This window comes from Mycobacterium sp. E342 (genome assembly GCF_001667665.1).
GTDB lineage: Bacteria > Actinomycetota > Actinomycetes > Mycobacteriales > Mycobacteriaceae > Mycobacterium.
This window is the reverse complement of sequence record NZ_LZJM01000072.1, coordinates 1-3,327: the sequence shown is the minus strand read 5'-3', so window position 1 is coordinate 3,327 and position 3,327 is coordinate 1. Positions and strand designations below refer to the sequence as shown.

General features: G+C 69.5%; 3 protein-coding genes. All 3 read right to left on the bottom strand.

The window, feature by feature from the left end; all coding sequences use genetic code 11:
* Window positions 1–73: 73 nt before the first annotated feature.
* Complete coding sequence (locus tag A5692_RS04130) at window positions 74–1,570, bottom strand: NAD(P)/FAD-dependent oxidoreductase (RefSeq protein WP_068052505.1); 1,497 nt, start codon at window positions 1,568–1,570, stop codon at window positions 74–76.
* 10 nt (window positions 1,571–1,580) lie between these two features.
* Window positions 1,581–2,546, bottom strand: coding sequence for an alpha/beta hydrolase (locus tag A5692_RS04125; protein WP_068052502.1), 966 nt, complete (start codon window positions 2,544–2,546; stop codon window positions 1,581–1,583).
* 22 nt (window positions 2,547–2,568) lie between these two features.
* The coding region (locus A5692_RS04120) for an alpha/beta hydrolase (protein ID WP_068052498.1) at window positions 2,569–3,327 on the bottom strand (759 nt) is incomplete at its 5' end.

Below are 3,327 nucleotides of genomic sequence, written 5' to 3'. Positions count from 1 at the left end.
CAACGTCGCCACACAGCCATCGGAGGCCAACCCCCAATCAGCCGACTGACACCAACGTCTTAACCGGGTACACCTAGGGCGCGCCGGCGTTGGTGAACCGGTAGTCGTCGAGGTCGAACCGCCGGCTGCGCCAGTAGGCCTCCACCGTCGTGGTGGGCCGCAGCGGCACGTCGCCGTGCTTGTCGAAGTAGTAGCTGTTGGCCAGCCGGCAGCTGTCCTGCCAGAAGATCTGCCGGTGCCGCCGGCGCATCATCTCGGCGAAGTAGCGGTCGTTGGCTTCCTCGGTGACCTCGACGCGCGTCGCGCCGCCGCTCTCGGCGCGCTTCAGGCACCGCACGATGTGGTGGGTCTGGGTCTCGATGAGCGCGAAATACGAGGAGCCGACGTAGCCGTACGGGCCGAACACGGAAAAGAGATTCGGGAAGCCCGGGACCGAAACGCCCTCGTACGCCTGCAGCCGGTGCTCGTCCCAGAACCGGCTGAGGGACTTGCCGCCGCTTCCGGTGACCGCGAACGTCGGGACGTCGTCGGGGTCCATCACTTTGAACCCGGTGGCCAGGATCAGCACGTCTACCTCGTGGTCCTCGCCGTCGGTGGTGGCCACCGCCGTGGGCGTGATCTTGTCGATCGGCTCGGTGACCAGCCGCACGTTGTCGCGGTTGAACGTGGCCAGGTACTCGTTGTGAAAGCCCGGGCGTTTGCAGCCGACGGCGTAGCGCGGGGTGAGCTGGTCGCGCACCGCCGGATCGTGCACCTGCTTGCGCAGATAGGCCAGCCCGGCCGACTCCATCCTCTTGGCCAGCGGGATGACCGTGAAGTAGTGCGCGGAGATCGGGAAGGTGACTTCGACGAAGGCCTGGCTGAGTAACCGCTGCATGACCAAGACGGCGGGGACCCGCATCGCCCACCGGGCCGGCCCGGGCAACGCGACGTCCAACTTGGGGAAGCACCAGATCGGGGTGCGCTGAAACACGGTGAGCTGCTTGACGATCGGCGCGATCTCGGGGATGACTTGGACGGCCGAGGCGCCGGTGCCGATGATCGCGACGCGCTTGCCGCTCAGGTCCTGGTCGTGGTCCCAGCGCGCGGTGTGCATGGTGACGCCGCCGAAGGTGTCCACGCCGTCGATGTCGGGCAGCTTGGGGACGGTGAGGACGCCGCACGCGCTGATCAGGAACCGGGCGGTGACCGTGCCGCCGGGGTCGGTCTGCACCCGCCACAGGCATTGCTCGTCGTCGAACTCGGCGGCTTGCACCTTGGTGTTCAACCGGATTCGCGATCGCAGGCCGTATTTGTCGACGCAGTGTTCGGCGTAGGCCTTGAGCTCGCGCCCCCGCGCGTACGTCCGCGACCATTCCGGGCTCTGCTCGAAGGAGAACTGGTAGGAGAACGACGGGATGTCCACGGCGATACCGGGATAGGTGTTCCAGTGCCAGGTGCCGCCGACGCCGTCGCCCGCCTCGACGACGAGATAGTTCGACAGTCCGGCGTTGTCGAGCTTGATGGCGGCGCCGATCCCGGAGAAGCCGGCGCCCACGATCAGCGTGTGGTAATCGGGTGTGCTGCTCATCGTTCGCCGCCTAGGGGTGTAGTGCCTTCTTCAGCGCGGCCAGTCCGCGGTCGGTGGCGTCGCCGGCCGCGGGTATGACCAAGGCGAAGCTGGCGTACCCGTGCACCAGGTTCGGCTCGTTGCTCAGCTCGGCGGGCACACCGGCGGCATCCAGCAGCTCGGCGTAGCGGGCCCCGTCGTCGCGCAGCGGATCGTGTTCGGCGGTCGCGATGTAGGCCGGCGGCAACCCGGACAAGTTTGTCGCGTTCGCCGGCGCGAGGGTGACGGGTAGTGCCGTGGGGTCGCTGAGGTCGATGTCCGGCAGATACCAGGACAGGAAGGCGTCGATCACGTCGCGGTCCAGGATCGGCGCGTTGGCGTTCTCCGTGAACGACGGCAGCGACAGATCGGCGGTGACGACCGGGTACCACAGCAGCTGGAAGCTCAGCGCGGGCCCGGCGTTCTCACTGGCCAGGTGTGTCACCACGGCGGCCAGGTTGCCGCCGGCCGAGTCGCCGGCGACGGCGATCCGGTCCGGGTCGCCGCCCAGCTCGGCCGCGTGGGCGGCCACCCACTGCAACGCCGCCCAGGCGTCGTCGACCGCGGCCGGGAACGGGTGCTCGGGGGCCAGCCGGTAGTCCACCGACACCACGATGGCCTCGGCGCCGACGGCGTGCGCGCGGGCGAGGGGGTCGTGGGTGTCCACGCCGCCCAGGCAGAACCCGCCGCCGTGGTAGAAGACGACGACGGGCAATGCCTCCTGCGGCTCCAGGGCCGGCCAGTAGATGCGCACGGGGATGTCGGCGAGCTCCCCATGGCCGATCGTGCGGTCCTCGATCCGCAGGTCAGGGAGCATTTCGGGCGGTACCTTGAGCAGCCGCAGCCGCTTGCGGGCGACCTCTACGCCGTCGGCGGCGCTGAAGGTCATCGGGAAGGCGTCGAGCAGCGCCTTGAACGCCGGATCGATCCCCGGGCGGGCGAAGGTGGGCTCCGTCATGGATTCACCGTACGCTCCGGATTCACCCGCGCAGCCCGGTCCGCAGGGCCTCCAGCCCGCGTTCCATCGCGGCGGTGGCCGCCGGCACCACACCGCCGTAACCGAGGTAGCCGTGCACCAGCGTCTCGGCGTTGTGCACTTCGACGACCCCACCGGCGGAGGCCAGCAGCTCGCCGTAGCGGATGCCGTCGTCGCGCAGCGGGTCGTAGCCGGCGACGGCGATGTAGGCGGGTGGCAGGTTCGACAGGTCATCGGCCCGGCCGGGCGCCATACCGGGTGGCGGGGCCGACAAGTCGATATCGCCCGCGTACCAACGCGAGAACTCGGCGACGGCCTTGACGTCGAGGATCGGCGCGCCGGCGTTCTCGGTGAAGGACGGCAGGGTGGCGTCCCACATGGTCGACGGGTACCACAACAGCTGGAACGCGATCGGCGGTGCGCCGCTGTCCCGCGCCCGCTGTGCCACCACGGCGCTGATGGTCCCACCGGCCGAATCCCCGGCCACGGCCATCCGATTCGGGTCACCGCCCAGCTCGGCGGCGCGCTCCGCGGCCCAAAGCGTTGCGGCCCAAGCGTCTTCGACGGCGGCGGGATAGGTGTGCTCCGGCGCCAACCGGTAGTCGACCGACACCACGATCGCCTCCGTGCCGACCGCGTGCTGGCGTGCGGTGCCGTCGTAGCTGTCCAGGTCGCCCACGACGAAGCCGCCGCCGTGGAAATACAGCACGACGGGCGCCGCCGCGTCTTGCGAATAGCTTGGCGGCCAATAGATCCCGACGCC